The 16,223-nt window shown below is 68.7% G+C and carries 16 protein-coding genes; 6 read left to right on the top strand and 10 right to left on the bottom strand.

The features are described from left to right. The first annotated feature begins 62 nt into the window (after positions 1-62). The gene (locus GO999_RS05855; RefSeq protein WP_020832358.1) at positions 63-1,370 is read left to right on the top strand and encodes an O-antigen ligase family protein; all 1,308 of its coding nucleotides are present in this window, start codon (positions 63-65) and stop codon (positions 1,368-1,370) included. A 5-nt stretch (positions 1,371-1,375) separates the two neighbouring features. Next, a complete protein-coding gene (locus GO999_RS05860) occupies positions 1,376-2,296 on the top strand; it encodes a glycosyltransferase family 2 protein (protein WP_019718516.1) in 921 nt (306 codons plus the stop codon). 40 nt (positions 2,297-2,336) lie between these two features. Here GO999_RS05860 and GO999_RS05865 read toward each other — a convergent pair whose 3' ends face one another. Continuing rightward, on the bottom strand, positions 2,337-3,107 hold the full coding sequence (locus GO999_RS05865; RefSeq protein WP_211906657.1) for a glycosyltransferase family 2 protein: 771 nt from the start codon (positions 3,105-3,107) through the stop codon (positions 2,337-2,339). Positions 3,108-3,346: 239 nt separating this feature from the next. Between GO999_RS05865 and GO999_RS05870 the strand changes: the two genes are divergently transcribed. Genes GO999_RS05870 through GO999_RS05880 form a run of 3 tightly spaced genes read left to right on the top strand, consistent with a single transcriptional unit; the run spans position 3,347 to position 6,694 of the window. Further along, a complete protein-coding gene (locus tag GO999_RS05870) occupies positions 3,347-4,207 on the top strand; it encodes a glycosyltransferase family 2 protein (RefSeq protein WP_011002129.1) in 861 nt (286 codons plus the stop codon). 51 nt (positions 4,208-4,258) lie between these two features. Continuing rightward, positions 4,259-6,037, top strand: a complete 1,779-nt coding sequence (gene msbA, locus GO999_RS05875; protein WP_016722833.1) for a lipid A export permease/ATP-binding protein MsbA — start codon at positions 4,259-4,261, stop codon at positions 6,035-6,037. Between the two features lie 51 nt (positions 6,038-6,088). Next, on the top strand, positions 6,089-6,694 hold the full coding sequence (locus GO999_RS05880) for a peroxidase-related enzyme (protein WP_071623869.1): 606 nt from the start codon (positions 6,089-6,091) through the stop codon (positions 6,692-6,694). Positions 6,695-6,733: 39 nt separating this feature from the next. Here GO999_RS05880 and GO999_RS05885 read toward each other — a convergent pair whose 3' ends face one another. From GO999_RS05885 to GO999_RS05925, 9 genes are all read right to left on the bottom strand, one after another. Continuing rightward, on the bottom strand, positions 6,734-7,024 hold the full coding sequence (locus tag GO999_RS05885; protein ID WP_011002126.1) for a hypothetical protein: 291 nt from the start codon (positions 7,022-7,024) through the stop codon (positions 6,734-6,736). A gap of 145 nt (positions 7,025-7,169) precedes the next feature. Then, on the bottom strand, positions 7,170-8,639 hold the full coding sequence (gene rng, locus GO999_RS05890) for a ribonuclease G (RefSeq protein ID WP_016722836.1): 1,470 nt from the start codon (positions 8,637-8,639) through the stop codon (positions 7,170-7,172). 129 nt (positions 8,640-8,768) lie between these two features. Further along, positions 8,769-9,392 (bottom strand): Maf family protein, encoded by a 624-nt coding sequence (locus GO999_RS05895; RefSeq protein ID WP_118872096.1) that lies wholly within the window; start codon positions 9,390-9,392, stop codon positions 8,769-8,771. 2 nt (positions 9,393-9,394) lie between these two features. Continuing rightward, on the bottom strand, positions 9,395-9,865 hold the full coding sequence (gene rlmH, locus GO999_RS05900; RefSeq protein WP_011002123.1) for a 23S rRNA (pseudouridine(1915)-N(3))-methyltransferase RlmH: 471 nt from the start codon (positions 9,863-9,865) through the stop codon (positions 9,395-9,397). A gap of 21 nt (positions 9,866-9,886) precedes the next feature. Next, entirely contained in the window at positions 9,887-10,486 is a 600-nt protein-coding gene (rsfS, locus tag GO999_RS05905) for a ribosome silencing factor (RefSeq protein WP_211906658.1), read from the bottom strand. Positions 10,487-10,537: 51 nt separating this feature from the next. Beyond that, positions 10,538-11,233, bottom strand: a complete 696-nt coding sequence (locus GO999_RS05910) for a nicotinate-nucleotide adenylyltransferase (protein ID WP_011002121.1) — start codon at positions 11,231-11,233, stop codon at positions 10,538-10,540. Continuing rightward, positions 11,230-12,138 carry an oxygen-dependent coproporphyrinogen oxidase gene (gene hemF, locus GO999_RS05915; RefSeq protein ID WP_011002120.1) on the bottom strand — a complete coding sequence of 303 codons (909 nt, stop codon included), beginning with the start codon at positions 12,136-12,138 and terminating at the stop codon, positions 11,230-11,232. Before hemF ends, GO999_RS05910 begins: the two co-directional genes overlap by 4 nt. Positions 12,139-12,286: 148 nt before the next feature. Beyond that, complete coding sequence (gene purD / locus GO999_RS05920; RefSeq protein WP_011002119.1) at positions 12,287-13,555, bottom strand: phosphoribosylamine--glycine ligase; 1,269 nt, start codon at positions 13,553-13,555, stop codon at positions 12,287-12,289. Positions 13,556-13,640: 85 nt separating this feature from the next. Continuing rightward, a complete protein-coding gene (locus GO999_RS05925; protein ID WP_011002118.1) occupies positions 13,641-14,366 on the bottom strand; it encodes a YebC/PmpR family DNA-binding transcriptional regulator in 726 nt (241 codons plus the stop codon). Positions 14,367-14,546: 180 nt separating this feature from the next. On the opposite strand from GO999_RS05925, the gene GO999_RS05930 reads away from it, so the two are divergent. After that, positions 14,547-16,142: a helicase HerA-like C-terminal domain-containing protein gene (locus GO999_RS05930; RefSeq protein WP_211906659.1), complete on the top strand. Its 1,596-nt coding sequence runs from the start codon at positions 14,547-14,549 to the stop codon at positions 16,140-16,142. Positions 16,143-16,223: the final 81 nt, after the last annotated feature.

The raw sequence follows: 16,223 nt of genomic DNA on the forward strand, positions 1-16,223 counted from the left end.
TGATCGCGCCGCCGGCACCGGACGGAACGCCAGGGCGGCGCGCGGGGGAGCCGCATACAACGATGATGAACTGGTCCGACAAGCATTCCGTCCGCGCCGACCGGTGGTACGCGCCGCTGGCGGTGTTTCTGCTGATCTACCCCGTGCTGACGGTGCTCAAGCAGGGCAGCGCCAGCGCGCTGCTGATTGCCGCCGGCGTCCTCTCGCTCGGCGCCGGGGTGGCCGTCCGCCGCGCGCTGTCCGGGCCGGCCACGCCGGAGGGGGCCGACCGGCTGGTTCGGCTGACGGGCTGGGCCCTGTGCATGCCGCTGGCCGCCGTGATCCTGAGCGAGGCGTGGCATGGGCAACTGCGCTGGAACGCCTTCGATGCGCCCGCGCGCTTTCTGGCGGCGGTCCCGCTGTTCCTGCTGCTGCGCCGGGCGCCGCTGCGCGCGCTGCGCTGGGCCGACGGGTCGTTCGCCGCGGGGGCGCTGGCGGCGCTGGGCGTCGGCCTGTGGGCGGCGCGCGACTGGGGCGAGGGCCGGATGGGCAGCGCGTTCCTGAATCCGATCCACTTTGGTGACATCGCGCTGATCCTGGGCGTGCTGTCCGCGCTGTCGATCAACTGGTGGCGCAAGGATCCGCTCGCCGTGCGGCTGCTGAAGGTCGGCGGGCTGCTGGCCGGCCTGGTCGCTTCGCTGCTGACCGGCTCCCGGGGCGGATGGGTGGCCCTGCCGTTCATCCTGTTGCTGGTGGCGGTCGCGCGCGGCCGCGACAAGCCGGCGCGGTGGCGGGTGCTGGTGCCTGCCGTGGCCGTGCTCGGCGTGGCCGTGCTGTACGCCGTGTCCGGCACGATCCACGAGCGGATCCACATGGTGTGGGTGGACCTGGCCCAGTATGCGCAGGGCCAGAAGGACACCTCCATCGGGATCCGGCTGCAGATCTACCAGGCCGCGCTGATGCTGATCCCGAAGCACCCGATCTTCGGCCTGGGGCCGGGCGGGTTTGCCGACAGCCTGCAGGCGCTGGTCGATGCCGGCCGGATGAGCGCCACCGCCGCACAACTGGGCCGCGGCGAGGCGCACAACCAGCTGCTCGCCTACACGGCCAACTTCGGCCTCGTGGGCGGCCTGTCGATCGTGGCGATCCATCTGGTGCCGGGCCTGCTGTGCTGGCGCTGCCTGAAGGCGACGGCCGCACCGATGCGCCGGGCTGCGCTGATGGGGGCGGTCTTCGCGCTGGCGTTTTTCGTCTTCGGCCTGACGGTCGAGATCTTCACCCTGAAGATGACGGCATCCTTCTACGCGGCCGTCATCGCCAGCCTGGCGGGCATCGCCTCGCACACCGGTCCTGCGTCCGAGGCAGGCACGTCTTCCCCTACCGAGCGTTGAGCGCGATGTTCAGTATCCTGATCCCGACCTGGAACAATCTGCCGTATCTGCAGCTGTGCATCGAGAGCATCCGGCGCCATTCCGCGTTCGAGCACGAGATCATCGTGCACGTCAACGAAGGCACGGACGGCACCCTCGAATGGGTGCGCGCCCAGGGGCTGCGCCATACGTGGAGCAAGGGCAACGTCGGCGTCTGCCTCGCGCTCAACGACGCGGCGCGCCTGGCCACGCATGACTGGATCCTGTTCATGAACGACGACATGGTCTGCACGCCGGGCTGGGACCGGGCGTTCGAGTCGGCCGTGCGTCAGGTCGGCGACCGGTTCGCCTATCTGGCCGCGCAGCTGATCGAACCGGTCGATACCGGCAACGTGCAGGTCAGCGTGGCGGATTTCGGCACCGGGCCGGACAATTTCAACGAAACGGGCCTGCTGTCGTACGTGGCCTCGCAGCCGCCGTTGCCGGACCGCGACGGTTTCGCCGTGCAGCCGATGCTGCTGAACCGCCGGCTGTGGCACCTGGTCGGCGGCTACAGCATCGAGTTCGGCCCCGGCATGAGCAGCGACGACGATTTCCTGATGAAGCTCTGGCTGGTGGGCTGCCGGATCTTCCGCGTGGTGGGGGGCAGCACGATTTACCACTTCGGCTGCTCGACCACGCGCCGGGTGCGGCGCAACCGCGGCGGCCGGGAGTTCCTGCTCAAGTGGGGCATTTCCCAGCACGAGTTCACGCACGGCTACGTGCGGGCCACGGCGCGCGCCGGGGCGCAGGCGCTGGCGACGGTGCCGCATCCCGGCCTGGTCGGGCGCCTCAAGCGGCTGCTCTATGCGCTGCGGCAGTACCCGACCGGCGACCTGCGCGGCTGGGAGCCGAACCTGCCCGCGCAGCTCGTGGTCCAGCCGTCCGACGAGGCGGCCGGGCGCTGAGGCCGCGGCTTCCGCCGGGGCCGCGCCTGCCGCCGGCGCGTCACGGCCGGTGGTTCGCGCCGCTCGCCAGTTCGCGTGCCCGCCGGTATTTGCGGTAGCTGACCGTGGCGTTCATCCTGGCGATGGCCAGGCCGGTGCCGCCATCCAGGAACCCCCGCCGCAGCACCAGCGTGCGCACGAACGCCCACGTGCCGTGCAGCGCCGGCGACAGCGCGCCGATGTGCTTGCCGCGCTGGGCGAGATCCCGCGCGCCGGCTTCCGCGTATTGCGCGCTCTTGCGATGCACCTGGTCCATCGAGGTGTAGCTGTAGTGCAGCAGCGAGGTGCGCAGCCGGGCAACGTTGCCCGTCACCTGCAGGCTTTCGTGGACCAGGCTCTCCGAGAAGTGGGCCTTGCCGCGCCGGAACAGCCGGATCACATGGTCGGGGCGCCAGCCGCTGTGATGCACCCAGGCGCCGCAGAACTGCGACAGCCGGGGGATGGCGTAGGCATCCGCATCGGCCCGGGCCATGGCGGTGCGGATCTCCTGGGCCAGTTCCGGCGGCACGCGCTCATCCGCGTCGATCGACAGCACCCACTCACAGGTGGCCCGGTCGAGCGCGCGGTTCTTCTGGGGGCCGAAGCCGGGCCAGGGGCCGTCGTCCTCGATGACGTTGGCGCCGCGTGCCCGGGCGATGTCGCGGGTGGCGTCGGTGCTGCCCGAGTCCAGCACGATCACCTCGTCGGCCAGTTGCGCGAGCGAGTCGATGCAGTCGCCGATGTTGGCCGCTTCGTTGCGCGTCAGGATGGTGGCGGTCAGCTTGCCGGGCATATCAGAAAAGCCGTGGGAGGAGGGGGCCGTCGGCGTGGCGGATACGGCGCCGCGCGGTGCCTCCGGAGGCCGGGGTGGCCGGTTGTACAATACGCGACGGTTTGATCTTGTCGTTGCCGTCACGCCCGCCCGCGTGCGCCGATGCGGCGCGGCGGCCGCGCGAACAGCCAGGGCCGGAGTATACCGGTACCCCGCCGGCATCAGGCGGGCCCATCGTCCGGCGGCTTACTTTTTCGTCTATGTTTTCCATCCTATTGCCGACCTGGAACAACCTCGCGCTGCTCAAGCTGTGCGTGCAGAGCATCCGCGCCCATTCGGCGCATGACCACCAGATCATCGTTCACGTCAACGACGGCTCCGACGGCACGCTGGCGTGGGTGCGCGAGCAGGGGCTCGATCACACGCATTCTCCCGGGAATGTCGGCATCTGCCTGGCCGTCAACGAATCGGCCATGCTGGCCCGGCACGACTACATCGTGTACCTGAACGACGACATGGTCTGCTGCCCGGGCTGGGACACCGCGCTGCTGCGCCGGTTGGACACGCTCGACACCGATCTGTTCATGCTGTCGGGCACCATGATCGAGCCGGTCGATACGGGCAACCCGTGCGTGGTGGTGGGCAACTACGGCCGCGACGCCGACACGTTCGACGCGGCCCGCCTGCTGGCGGATGTGCCGCGCCTGGCGCGCGGCGACTGGCTCGGCGCGACCTGGCCGCCGACCCTGGTGCACCGGCGCTGGTGGTTCAAGCTGGGCGGCTACAGCAGCGAGCTGACGCCCGGCATGAGCAGCGACAACGACTTTTCCATGAAGCTGTGGCACGCCGGCTGCCGCATCTTCCTGGGCGCGGGCGACTCGCTGGTCTACCACTTCCAGTGCAAGTCGACCGGCAAGGTCAAGAAGAACGACGGCCGCCGCCAGTTCCTCAACAAGTGGGGGCTGTCGCAGTCGACCTTCGACAAGTATTTCCTTCGGCGCGGCACGCCGGCCGGCGCGGATTGGCGCCTGCCGGAGCCGGAACTCACCTCCGCCCTGCGGTGGGACCTGCGCCGCAACGACCTCACGCGCCGGCTGCGGCCCGGTGTGCCTGTGCTCTAATGCGTTGCCGGCGCCGATCGCGGTGGCCGGTCCGATTTCTCTCCGATCTTCATGGCAGTGACTTCTTCTTCGTCTTCCCAGCCGCCCGCGGCCAGCCAGCCGGGCCACTTCAAGCGCCTGTGGACCTACCTGCGTCCCGAACTCAGCAGCTTCATCCTCGCCATGGTCGCCATGGGCGTGGTGGCGGCCACCGAGGGGATCATCCCCAAGGTGGTGAAGGACCTGCTGGACCAGGGCTTCGGCGGCGAATACGCCGGCAAGCTGTGGCGGGTGCCGGCCATGCTGGTCGGCATCGCGGTAGTGCGCGGCGTCGCGCAGTTCGGGGCCACGTACTTCCTGAGCCTGGTGTCGAACAAGGTGCTGCTGAACCTGCGCATGAAGATGTTCGAGCGCCTGCTGCAGGCGCCGGCGGCGTTCTACCAGCGCAATACGGCGGCCTCGCTCATCAACGCCGTCATCTTCGAGGTCAACCAGGTGCTGCAGGTGCTGACCGGCGTGTTCATCACGCTGGTGCGCGATTCGATGACGGTGCTGGCGCTGCTGATCTTCCTCTTCTATACCAACTGGCGCCTGACGCTGGTGGTGGCCGTGATCCTGCCGGTCATCGGGTTCCTGATGTCGCGCATCAACCGCCGCCTGCGTTCGCTCAATCGCGAGCACCAGAACCTGACCAACGAAGCCGCGTACGTGGTGGAGGAGGCGGCCGGCGGCTACAAGGTCGTCAAGCTGCACGGCGGCGAGGCCTACGAGTCACGCCGCTTCAATGCCATGACCAACCGCCTGCGCGGCTACGCCATGCGCATGGCCGTGGCCGGCGGCCTGAACCAGCCGGTGACGCAGTTCCTGGCGGCGCTGGCGCTGTCCGTCATCCTGGCGATCGCGATGGTGCAGGCGCAAGCCAACCAGACCACCGTCGGCGGCTTCACCGGCTTCGTGATGGCGATGCTGCTGCTGATCTCGCCGCTCAAGCACCTGACCGACGTCAACCAGCCGATGCAACGCGGCCTGACTGCCGCCGAGTTCATCTTCGGCCTGATCGACACGCCGATCGAGCCCCAGGACGGCGGCAAGCACATCGACCGCGCGCGCGGCGACCTGCGCTTCGAGCACGTCACCTTCCGCTACGGCCCGGACGGCCGGGCGGCGCTCGACAGCATCGATCTGCACGTCAAGGCGGGCGAGATCGTCGCGCTGGTGGGCCCGTCGGGCAGCGGCAAGACCACGCTGGTCAACCTGCTGCCGCGCTTCTTCGAGCCGACCTCTGGCCGCATCGTGCTCGACGGCGACGCGCTGGCCGACCTGTCGCTGCAGGATCTGCGCCGCCAGATCGCCTTCGTGAGCCAGGACGTGGTGCTGTTCAACGACACCATCGCCGCCAACGTGGCGTATGGCGCGCGCGATGCCTCCGAGATCGACATGGCGCGCGTGCGTCGTGCGCTGGAAGCCGCCTACCTGACCGACGTGGTCGACAACCTGCCTGATGGCGTCGACACCAACATCGGTGACAACGGCTCCAAGCTGTCCGGCGGCCAGCGCCAGCGCCTGGCGATCGCCCGCGCCGTCTACAAGGACGCGCCGATCCTGATCCTGGACGAAGCCACCTCCGCGCTCGATTCCGAGTCCGAGCGCCAGGTGCAGGCCGCGCTGGAAGCCCTGATGCAGGGCCGCACGACGCTGGTGATCGCGCACCGCCTGTCGACCATCGAGAATGCCGACCGCATCGTCGTGCTCGAACACGGCCAGATCGTCGAGGCCGGCACGCACCGCGAGCTGCTCGATCGCGATGGGTTGTATGCTGGATTGCATCGCATCCAGTTCGCCACGCAATAGGGCCTCCGGGCGGCGGGTCCGGGGGTCTCCGACGACACTTCAGGAGACGCCATGACAGCCATCACGCCGCCCAGCCACCCTCCCATTAGCCGCTTTCCCGTGCCCGAGCTCGCGGACATCCCCGGGGATATCCGCGAGCGCATCCTCGCCGTGCAGGAAAAGACCGGCTTCGTGCCCAACGTCTTCCTCGCGCTGGCCCATCGGCCCGACGAGTGCCGCGCCTTCTTCGCCTACCACGATGCGCTGATGCTGCGCGAAGCCGGCAGCCTGACCAAGGGCGAGCGCGAGATGATCGTGGTGGCCACTTCCGCCGCCAACCAGTGCCTGTACTGCGTGGTCGCGCATGGCGCCATCCTGCGGATCTACGAAAAGCAGCCGCTTATCGCCGACCAGGTGGCCGTCAACTACCGCAAGGCCGACATCACGCCGCGCCAGCGCGCCATGCTGGATTTCGCGATGAAGGTCTGCACCGCCTCGCACACCGTCAACGAAGCCGACTACGACGCGCTGCACGTGCACGGCTTCACCGACGAGGACGTCTGGGACATCGCCGGCATCACGGCGTTCTTCGGCCTGTCGAACCGGATCGCCAATGTGATCTCGATGCGGCCGAATGACGAGTTTTATCTGCTGGGGCGGCTGCCGCGCGAAAAATGAGCGTCGGACGCCGTTGCATGACGTGACGCCGCAACGGCGTCAGTACCCGTGTGTCACCAGCGATAGCACCGACAGATCCGGGTGCGTGCCATCGATGATGCTGTGCCCCACGCGCAGTGCTTCCTCGATGGCGTCTTCGGGGTTGCGGAAGCGCTCGTCGCCGTCGGCATGGAAGGGCACCGTATGCCCAGGCAGGGCCGGATCGGCGCCGGGATGGCACACGTAACCGATGTACGTGTAGCGTGTGCTGTCGAGCGGCGACGGGCTCGGCAGGACGTGGATCTCAAAGCCCTCGTAGACCTCTTGGGGCGGCATCGGCTGCTCGGACATGGCGATCTCGCTTCGCCACCGGCGTGCCCGCTGCGCACGGCATCGGGCGCGCCGCGGCGTGGTGTTCGGGTGATGGAAAAATTCTAGGCGATGCCATGCGGGGCAGGGGCCACTTCGGGCATCGTCCTGAAAAGGTGCGCTTGGATCACATCAAAATGATGTCGTACTGCTCCTGGCTAGCCGCCGCCGATTCCACCTGCAGCGAGATCGGCTTGCCGATGAAGTCGCCCAGCATCGCCAGGTGCTGGCTTTCCTCTTCCAGGAACAGATCGATCACCGACTGCGAGGCGAGGATGCGGAACTCGCGCGGGTTGAACTGGCGGGATTCGCGCATGATCTCGCGCAGGATGTCGTAGCACACCGTGCGCGGCGTCTTCACCTGGCCCTTGCCCTGGCACACCGGACACTGCTCGCACAGCACGTGCGCGAGCGATTCGCGCGTGCGCTTGCGGGTCATCTCCACCAGGCCCAGCTGCGAGAAGCTGTTGACCGTGATGCGCGTGCGGTCGCGCGCCAGCGCGCGGCGCAGCTCGGCCAGCACGGCGTCGCGGTGCTCGCCGGACTCCATGTCGATGAAGTCGATGATGATGATGCCACCCAGGTTGCGCAGCCGCAGCTGGCGCGCGATGGTGTGCGCCGCTTCCAGGTTGGTCTTGAAGATGGTGTCGTCGAAGTTGCGCGCGCCCACGTAACCGCCGGTGTTGACGTCGATGGTCGTCATCGCCTCGGTCTGGTCGATCATCAGGTAGCCGCCGGACTTCAGGTCGACCCGGCGCGACAGCGCGCGCTCGACCTCCGCCTCGATGTTGTATAGATCGAAGATCGGCCGCTCGCCAGTGTAGTGGGTCAGGCGCTCCACCACGGCGGGCGTGTATTCCTGCGCGAACTCGATCAGCTTCTGGTAGTTCTCGCGCGAATCGACCTGGATGCTGCGCGTGTCGTCGGTCACGAAATCGCGCAGCACGCGCTGGGCGAGGTTCAGGTCCTGGTACAGGATCGACGGCGCGGGCAGGGTGGTGGCGTTGTGGCGGATGGTCGCCCAGATCTTGCGCAGGTAGGCGACGTCGTTGGCCAGTTCTTCGTCGGTGGCTTCCTCGGCGATGGTGCGCACGATGAAGCCGCCGCGCTCGTCGGCCGGCACCATGCGGGTCACGCGCTGGCGCAGCGCCTCGCGGTCGGTCTCGTTGCCGATCTTCTGCGAGATGCCGATGTGCGGGTCTTGCGGCAGGTAGACCAGCGTGCGGCCGGCGATGCTGATCTGCGTGGACAGCCGCGCGCCCTTGGTGCCGATCGGGTCCTTGATGACCTGCACCGTCAGCGCCTGGCCTTCGAACAGCGTCTTCTCGATGGCGACGTGCGGGGCGGCCGGGGCGTCCTTGGCTTCGCGCGGGTGCCAGATGTCGGCCACGTGCAGGAAGGCCGCGCGCTCCAGCCCGATGTCGATGAAGGCCGACTGCATGCCCGGCAGCACGCGCACGACCTTGCCGAGATAGATGTTGCCGACCAGCCCGCGCGTCAGCGTGCGTTCGATGTGGAGTTCCTGGACGGCGGCCTGCTGGACGATGGCTACGCGCGTTTCTTGCGGGGTGATATTGACGAGGATGTCTTCGGACATGGGCGGAATACCAAGAGAGCGGGTTTCAGCACCCGCCTCCAGGGCTGGCCATGCTCGCCTGAAGCGTGTCTTGAAACCGGCCCTCGCACGCGGTCCGGCGTGCGATCGTGCGGCCGGTCGGGGTGCGGGCTAAAGCGTGATGGCCGCCTGGGCGAGCAGCGCGGCTGTCTCGAACAGGGGCAGGCCCATGATACCCGAATAGCTTCCCGAGATATGGGCGACGAAGGCGGCCGCGCGGCCCTGGATGCCGTAGGCGCCGGCCTTGCCGAAGGGCTCGCCGCTGGCGATGTAGCGGGCGATGTCGACATCGGTCAGCACGGCGAAGCGCACCTGTGAGACGGACAGCGCGTGCATCGGCGTGCCGTCCGCGGTGACGACGGTGACGGCGGTCAGCACGCGGTGCTCGCGGCCGGACATGCCGCGCAGCATGCGGTGCGCGTCGGCCGCATCGGCGGGCTTGCCGAGGATCTCGCCGCCGAGGCAGACCGTGGTGTCGGACGTGAGGATCGGCCGGGCGGGCAGGCCGCGCGCGCCGCGGCGGCGGGCAGCGGCCTGGGCCTTGAGGGCGCAGACGCGCTGGACGTAGTCGTCGGGCGTCTCGCCGGGCAGGACGGCTTCGAGCGCTTCGGCGTCTTCGTCGCCGTCGGCCAGCAGCAGTTCGAAGCGCACGCCGATCTGGCGCAGCAGCTCCTGTCGGCGCGGGCTTTGCGAGGCGAGGTACAGGTGCGGATGCGGCGCGGCGGTCGGTTCCATCGTCACACGCGGTGGTAGGGGTGGTTCTGCGTGATGCTCCATGCGCGGTAGAGCTGCTCGGCCAGCAGCACGCGCACCATGCCGTGCGGCAGCGTCAGGCTCGACAGGCGCATCAGCATGTGGGCGCGCGCCTTGAGCGCCGGGTCCAGCCCATCCGCGCCGCCGATGATGAGGGCGACGTCACCGCCCTCGCGCTGCCAGCCGGTGAGGGCGTCGGCCAGTGCGGCCGTGGTCAGGTCCTTGCCGCGCTCGTCCAGCGCGACGATGCGGCAGCCCTTGGGCAGCGCGGCTTCGATGCGCGCGGCTTCGAGCTGCATGACGGTGGCGGCGGTGCGGCTGCCGGAGCGCTGCTCCGGCTTGATTTCGCGCAGCTCGATGCGCAGTTCGGGCGGCATGCGCTTGGCGTATTCGGCGAAGCCGTCTTCGATCCAGCGCGGCATCTTGTGCCCGACTGCGACGATCAGCAACTGCATGGCGAGGCTGCCCGCGCGGGATTACGATGCGCGCTTGGCCGGGGCGCGCTTTGCAGCCGTTTTTGCGGCGGTCTTCGTGGCGGGCTTGCTCGTGCCGGAAGCCCGCTTGGTGGCCGGGCGGCTGGTCGTCTTCTTGGCGGGGGCGGCCGCTTTGGTCGGGCGCTCGCCGGCCAGTTTCGGCTTGGTGGTGCGGCGCTTGGCCGGCGTGACTTCTTCGGCCTCGTCTTCCTCGTCGTCGTAGCCTTCGCTGGCCTTGGGCAGGCCGCGGCCGCTGGTGCCGCCGAGCTGGATGCGCACCGGCTTGTCGCCCCAGATCTCTTCCAGGTTGTAGTACTGGCGCAGTTGCGGCTGCATGATGTGGACCACGGCGTCGCCGCAGTCGACCAGCACCCACTCGCCCACGTCTTCGCCTTCCACGGCGATCACGTGGCCGCCGGCTTCCTTGACGGCGTCACGCACCGAGGCGGCCAGCGCCTTGGTCTGGCGGTTGGAGGTGCCGCTGGCGATGACCGTGCGGTCGAACAGCTCGGTCAGGTGGGTCGTGTTGAAGACCTTGATGTCCTGCGCCTTGACGTCTTCGAGCGCGTCGACGATCACGCGTTGTAGTTTGCGAATATCCATACTGAGTAAGAAGAACGTTGGGGGCGGGAAAAAAGGCGGTCAAAAATCGGATCAAGCACTGACCGTGCCATCGGCACGGCGGTACAGCGCATGCGACTGGATCAGGTCGGCCACGCCGGCCGGCAGGTCGGCGTCGCAGCGCTCGCCGGCGGCAAGCTGCTGGCGCAGGCGGGTGGACGACAGGTCGACGGCCAGGGTCTGGTCGATCCACATGCGGCCGGCGGGTGCGCATTGTATCAATGCCGGGCCGGCGCGGCGCATGTCGAGCTCGAGCTGCACCGGCGCATGCAGCGCGTGCAGGTCGAAACCGGGGCGCGTGGCCACGCACAGGTGCACGTATTCGAACAGGTCCTGCCAGCCGTGCCAGGTGTCCAGGCCGACCAGCTGGTCGGCGCCCATCAGCCAGGCCATGGAGGTGTCGGGGCCATAGGCGCCGCGCAGCTCGCGCACGGTGTCGATGGTGTAGCTGGGGCCGCTGCGCTCGACCTCCATGGTGCTGACGCGCACGCGGGCGCGGCCTGGGCGCACGGCCCGGGCCGCCAGCTCGGTCATCGCCAGCCGCAGCGGGGCGGGCGTGATGTCGGCGGCCTTCTGCCACGACATGCCGGTCGGGATCCATACCAGCTCGTCCAGATCGAGCTGGGCGATGCACAGTTCGGCCAGGGCGAGATGGCCGACGTGCGGCGGGTCGAAGGTGCCGCCCAGCAGGCCCAGGCGATAGGGGCGGCCAAGATCGGGAGGCGTCATACCCAATCGCGCGCCGGCAGGAAGTCGGTGTAGAGCGCCGCTTCCGGCGAGCCCGGCTCCGGCTGCCAGTCGTAGCGCCAGTTGGCCACGGGCGGCATCGACATCAGGATCGACTCGGTCCGCCCGCCGCTCTGCAGGCCGAACAGCGTGCCGCGGTCGAACACCAGGTTGAATTCGACATAGCGGCCGCGGCGATAGGCCTGGAACGCGCGCTCGCGCTCGCCGTACGGCGTGGCGTGGCGCTGCTCGGCGATCGGCAGCCAGGCCGGCAGCAGCGCGTCGCCGACCGCGCGCATCATCTCGAAGCTGCGCTCGAAGCCGAGCTCGGCGAAATCGTCGAAGAAGATGCCGCCGACGCCGCGCGCTTCCTTGCGGTGCTTCAGGTAAAAGTAGTCGTCGCACCACTGCTTGAAGCGCGGGTAGAGCTCTTCACCGAACGGCTCCAGCGCCTGCTTGCAGGTGCGGTGGAAATGCGCGGCGTCTTCCGCGAAGCCGTAGTAGGGGGTCAGGTCCATGCCGCCGCCGAACCACCAGACCGGCTCGGCGTCGGGCCGCTGCGCGACGAAGCAGCGCACGTTCATGTGCACGGTCGGCGCGTACGGGTTGCGCGGGTGGAACACCAGCGACACGCCCATCGCTTCGAAGCCGCGCCCGGCCAGCTCGGGCCGGTTGGCCGTGGCCGACGGCGGCAGGGTGTCGCCCATCACGTGCGAGAAGCCCACGCCGCCGCGCTCCAGCACGGCGCCGTTCTCCAGGATGCAGGTGCGGCCGCTGCCGCGCAGGCGTTCGGTGGGCGGCTTGTCCCACGTGTCGGTGACGAACGTGCCGCCGTCGAGCGTGCCGACGGCGGTGGTGATGCGGTCCTGCAGATCCAGCAGGTAGGCTCGGACGGCTTGGGTATCCATCGGGTCGGGAGGGGCCGCTGCGGCGGCCCAGTCATACGGTTGTCACCATTGTAGCGGGCGCGCCGCCCGGGCAAGCCGGGGGATCACCCTGGGTGACGGCGACCGCGCCGCCCCGCGGTGGGGCATCGGCGCGGCAGGTTGCATGGCGTTAGCGGCGGATGGCGCGGTGGCCGATGTCCTTGCGGTATTGCGCGCCGTCGAACTGGATCTGCTCCACTGCGCCGTAGGCGGCGCGCTGCGCTGCCTTGACGGTGTCGGCCAGGCCGACCACGCACAGCACGCGGCCGCCGCTGGTTGTCAGCGCGCCGTCCTTGAGCGTGGTGCCGGCGTGGAAGGTGACGCTGTCTTCCGTCTCCTTCGGGATACCGGTGATGACATCGCCCTTGCGCGGCGTATCGGGATAGTTGTAGGCCGCCATCACCACGCCCAGCGCGGTGCGGCGGTCCCAGTCGAGCTCCATGCCGTCGAGCTTGCCGTCGATGGCGCGGTCGAGCACGTCGAACAGGTCGGTCTTCATGCGCGCCATGATGGGCTGCGTTTCCGGGTCGCCCATGCGGCAGTTGAACTCGAGCGTCTTGGGGGTGCCGTCGGCGTCGATCATCAGGCCGGCGTACAGGAAGCCGGTGTAGGGGATGCCGTCCTTCTCCATGCCGCGGATGGTCGGCAGGATGATCTCGCGCAGCACGCGGGCATGCAGCGTGGGCGTGACCACCGGCGCGGGCGAGTAGGCGCCCATGCCGCCCGTGTTGGGGCCGGCGTCGCCGTCCAGCAGGCGCTTGTGGTCCTGGCTGGTGGCCATGGCCACCACGTCCTTGCCGTCGCAGACGACGATGAAGCTGGCTTCCTCTCCGGCCAGGAATTCTTCGATCACCACGCGCGCGCCGGCGTCGCCCAGGCGGTTGTCGGCCAGCATCATGTCGATGGCGCCGTGCGCTTCTTCCAGCGTCATTGCCACCACCACACCCTTGCCGGCGGCCAGGCCGTCGGCCTTGATGACGATGGGGGCGCCTTCGCGGTCCACGTAGGCGTGTGCCTCGGCCGCGTTGCCGAAGGTCTGGTATTTGGCGGTCGGGATGCCGTGGCGCTGCATGAAGGCCTTGGCGAAATCCTTGGACGATTCGAGCTGCGCGGCGGCGCGGGTCGGCCCGAAGATGCGCAGGCCCTTGGCGCGGAACAGGTCGACGATGCCGGCGGCCAGCGGCGCTTCCGGCCCGACCACGGTGAAGTGCACGCCTTCGCGCTCGGCGAACGCGGCCAGCACTTCCGGATCGGTGATCGGCACGTTCTGCAGGCGCTTGTCCAGCGCCGTGCCGCCGTTGCCCGGCGCCACATACACCACCTGCACCTTGGGTGAGCGTGCCAGCTTCCATGCCAGGGCGTGCTCGCGTCCGCCCGAACCGACAACCATCACTTTCATAGCTTTAACCTGCTGAGAGACTCGAATTCTGAAAAAACAAACGGCGATCGTGGGTCCGATCGCCGTTGTGTGCGCGTCTCGGGTGTTACTCCCCGATGACGGCGTTGGTGTACACCTCTTGCACGTCGTCCAGGTTCTCCAGGGCGTCGAGCAGCTTCTGCATCTTGGCCGCGTCGTCGCCGGTGAACTCGACTTCGGTCTGCGGCTTCATGATGACCTCGGCCAGCTCCGCCTTGAAGCCGGCGCCTTCCAGCGCGGCCTTGACCTTGGCGAAATCGTTGGGTGGGCAGAGGACTTCGATCGAGCCGTCGTCGTTGGTGACGACGTCTTCGGCGCCGGCTTCCAGCGCTGCGTCCATCAGCTTGTCTTCCGGCGTGCCGGGCGCAAAGATGAACTGGCCGACATGGTCGAACATGAAGGCCACCGAACCCTGCGTGCCCATGTTGCCGCCGTGCTTGTCGAACGCGTGACGCACTTCGGCCACGGTGCGCGTGCGGTTGTCGGTCATGCAGTCGACGATGATGGCCGCGCCGCTGATGCCGTAGCCTTCGTAGCGGATTTCTTCGTAGTGCGCGCCTTCCAGGCCACCCACGCCGCGCTGGATGGCGCGCTGGATGTTGTCCTTGGGCATGTTGGCGTCGGTGCCCTTGTCGATGGCCAGGCGCAGGCGCGGGTTGGAGTCGACGTCGCCGCCGCCCAGCCGGGCCGCGACGGTGATTTCCTTGATCAGGCGCGTCCAAATCTTGCCGCGCTTGGCGTCGGCAGCGGCTTTCTTATGCTTGATATTGGCCCATTTGGAATGACCGGCCATGAAACTCTCCGAGCGGAAATGCAATGGAATCGAGCGCGCGCAGACAGCGGTTCGGCGGTTTGACGCCGGGGTGACGCTCTATAATCGGTCGCGGATTTTAGCATGCCGGCCCTTCGCCGCCGACCCGCCCGTCCGGCCGAGTCGCGGGGACGCACCCCCATTGATTGACCCCGTATCGCCATGACCGATCTCATCCTGATTGCCAAGAACGCCAAGGCCGAACTGGTGCTGCTGCCCCAGCTCGCGAACCGGCATGGCCTGATCACCGGCGCCACCGGCACCGGCAAGACCGTCACCCTGCAGACCCTCGCCCAGGGCCTGTCGAAGATCGGCGTGCCGGTCTTCCTGGCCGACGTCAAAGGTGACCTGACTGGCATTTCGCAGCCGGGCCAGCCGACCGACAAGCTCAAGGCCCGGCTGGAAGAGCGCGGCCTGCCCGAGCCGCAATGGGCCGGCTGTCCCGTCACACTATGGGACGTCTACGGCGAAAAGGGCCACCCGGTGCGCGCCACCGTGTCCGACATGGGCCCGCTGATGCTGGCGCGCATGCTGGAGCTCAACGACATCCAGACCGGCGTGCTCAACCTCGTCTTCCGGATCGCCGACGACGCCGGCCTGGCGCTGCTCGACGCCAAGGACCTGCGCGCGATGCTGCAGCACGTTGGCGAGCATGCGGCCGAGTACACCAACCAGTACGGCAACATCTCGTCGGCCAGCATCGGCGCCATCCAGCGCAGCCTGATCGGGCTGGAGGAGCAGGGCGCCGACCAGTTTTTCGGCGAGCCGATGCTCGACATCGCCGACCTGATGCAGACCGTGCGCGGCCAGGGCGTGGTCAATATCCTGGCGGCCGACAAGCTGCTCAACGCTCCCAAGCTGTATGCGACCTTCCTGCTGTGGATGCTGTCGGAGCTGTTCGAGCACTTGCCCGAGGTGGGCGACCTGGACAAGCCGAAGCTGGCCTTTTTCTTCGACGAGGCGCACCTGCTGTTCAACGACGCGCCGCCGTCGCTGCTGCAGAAGGTGGAGCAGGTGGTGCGGCTGATCCGCTCCAAGGGCGTGGGCGTGTACTTCGTCACGCAGAATCCGGCCGACGTGCCCGACACCGTGCTCGGCCAGCTCGGCAACCGCGTGCAGCACGCGCTGCGCGCCTTCACGCCGCGCGACCAGAAGGCGGTGAAGGCGGCCGCCACGACCATGCGTGCCAATCCCGAGTTCAGCATCGAGCAGGCGATCGGCGAGCTGGCCGTGGGCGAGGCGCTGATCTCCATGCTGGACGAGGGCGGCCGTCCCGAGATCACGCAGCGCGCCTTCGTCGTGCCGCCGGCCTCGCGCATCGGCCCGATTTCCGACGACGAGCGCCGCGCGCTGATGGCCGGCTCGCTGGTGGCCGGCCGCTACGACACGCCGATCGACCGCGAGTCCGCGTATGAAAAGCTGACCGGTCGCGTGGCTTCGATCGGCCAGGCGCCGGCATCTGCGCCCGCACCGGGCCCCCTCGGCACCGACTTTGGCGCGTCGGCCGGCACGGTGCCGGCTCCCGTTCCTGCTCCCGCGCCGGCGCAGGCACCGGCCGGCAACGGCGGCGGCATCGGCGGCTGGCTGCAGGATGCGGCCGGCGCGATCCTCACCAAGGGCACCGGCCGCAGCGGCCGCGGCGATTCCGTGGTCGAGGCGCTGGCCAAGTCCGCGGCGCGCAGCATCGGCTCGCAGGTCGGGCGCGAGATCGTGCGCGGCGTGCTGGGCAGCCTGCTGGGCGGATCGAAGCGGCGCTGAGGCTGCCGCACCGCGCAACGAAAACAGCCGGCATGAGCGGCAAAACAGCCGGCATGACCGGCTGTTTCTGTCTGCGCGCGT

Origin of the sequence: Ralstonia nicotianae, from assembly GCF_018243235.1 — a bacterium.
Lineage (GTDB): Bacteria > Pseudomonadota > Gammaproteobacteria > Burkholderiales > Burkholderiaceae > Ralstonia > Ralstonia nicotianae.

Bases quoted from the DNA above. Each gene is read 5' to 3' on its own strand.
- msbA (WP_016722833.1), top strand. From the start codon at position 4,259: ATGGCAGTGACTTCTTCTTCGTCTTCCCAGCCGCCCGCGGCCAGCCAG.
- hemF (WP_011002120.1), bottom strand. From the start codon at position 12,138: ATGGATACCCAAGCCGTCCGAGCCTACCTGCTGGATCTGCAGGACCGC.
- GO999_RS05895 (WP_118872096.1), bottom strand. From the start codon at position 9,392: ATGGAACCGACCGCCGCGCCGCATCCGCACCTGTACCTCGCCTCGCAA.
- GO999_RS05925 (WP_011002118.1), bottom strand. From the start codon at position 14,366: ATGGCCGGTCATTCCAAATGGGCCAATATCAAGCATAAGAAAGCCGCT.
- rsfS (WP_211906658.1), bottom strand. From the start codon at position 10,486: ATGGATATTCGCAAACTACAACGCGTGATCGTCGACGCGCTCGAAGAC.
- rng (WP_016722836.1), bottom strand. From the start codon at position 8,639: ATGTCCGAAGACATCCTCGTCAATATCACCCCGCAAGAAACGCGCGTA.
- rlmH (WP_011002123.1), bottom strand. From the start codon at position 9,865: ATGCAGTTGCTGATCGTCGCAGTCGGGCACAAGATGCCGCGCTGGATC.
- GO999_RS05880 (WP_071623869.1), top strand. From the start codon at position 6,089: ATGACAGCCATCACGCCGCCCAGCCACCCTCCCATTAGCCGCTTTCCC.
- GO999_RS05865 (WP_211906657.1), bottom strand. From the start codon at position 3,107: ATGCCCGGCAAGCTGACCGCCACCATCCTGACGCGCAACGAAGCGGCC.
- GO999_RS05870 (WP_011002129.1), top strand. From the start codon at position 3,347: ATGTTTTCCATCCTATTGCCGACCTGGAACAACCTCGCGCTGCTCAAG.
- GO999_RS05855 (WP_020832358.1), top strand. From the start codon at position 63: ATGATGAACTGGTCCGACAAGCATTCCGTCCGCGCCGACCGGTGGTAC.
- GO999_RS05885 (WP_011002126.1), bottom strand. From the start codon at position 7,024: ATGTCCGAGCAGCCGATGCCGCCCCAAGAGGTCTACGAGGGCTTTGAG.
- GO999_RS05860 (WP_019718516.1), top strand. From the start codon at position 1,376: ATGTTCAGTATCCTGATCCCGACCTGGAACAATCTGCCGTATCTGCAG.
- GO999_RS05910 (WP_011002121.1), bottom strand. From the start codon at position 11,233: ATGACGCCTCCCGATCTTGGCCGCCCCTATCGCCTGGGCCTGCTGGGC.
- GO999_RS05930 (WP_211906659.1), top strand. From the start codon at position 14,547: ATGACCGATCTCATCCTGATTGCCAAGAACGCCAAGGCCGAACTGGTG.
- purD (WP_011002119.1), bottom strand. From the start codon at position 13,555: ATGAAAGTGATGGTTGTCGGTTCGGGCGGACGCGAGCACGCCCTGGCA.